The 743-nt window shown below is 44.1% G+C and carries 1 pseudogene; it reads left to right on the plus strand.

What is annotated here, in order from left to right:
- Positions 1–701: pseudogene (locus tag AB4486_RS24670) on the plus strand (fumarate hydrolyase); the annotation flags it as partial.
- Positions 702–743 lie beyond the last annotated feature (42 nt).

Here is a 743-nt window from a genome sequence, read left to right on the forward strand (position 1 = left end):
GCTCTTATACCGTTGGTAACAGTTCGTTGAACCCTGCTATTGATTCTATGTTTAGTTATACAAGTGCAACACTTGCTAACCCAGGTGGTGGCATTGCCCCTTTCTTGCTTAAGTCAGGCTCGTTTTCTCCTGAGATTAAGCACACCGTGAGCCTATCAAGTGTAACCGAGTACCAAGCACATTATGTAAGTAACTGTGTGCCAGTCAGTAAGTCAGGTGGTGATTGCTTTAATGAATACTACACAGCCCTAAGTAATGATAGTGCTTCAGCCTCAGACAAAGCAGTCAAAGCGACAATCGACTCGATCCTTACTTCATTCACTTATGCTGCGCAAACAGTTCTAGATAACGTTGACCCATATAATATTGCATCTACAACTACGGGACCTGTGCTTGGTATTCAAGCGAATGGTGACGAAACGATACCAAACTCGGTCGCTGAGTTTCCAACAGCAGGTACCGAACCCCTGTTTAAAAAGTTATCCTTGGTTAATACTGCACTGGACTCTTCGGGAGACAAGCTGGCTTCGTATTTTGACAAAGCATCTTCAGAAGCAGACCACTCCACTGTAATTTCTCAGCAAAATGCTGGTGATGCAGCAGCCAACGCAGAAATGACCTCACAAATTGTACAATTTACCTTGTCGCAAGGTACTGGCATTGCAAGCGTAACCGCTGGCTTGTTAGATGCGAGTAAGTAAGCGCATGAGCAAAATTTAATTTAACCAAATGCCAGCCTAACC

The sequence above is a fragment of the Vibrio sp. 10N.222.55.C6 genome, from assembly GCF_041473395.1.
GTDB classification, from domain to species: domain Bacteria; phylum Pseudomonadota; class Gammaproteobacteria; order Enterobacterales; family Vibrionaceae; genus Vibrio; species Vibrio crassostreae_C.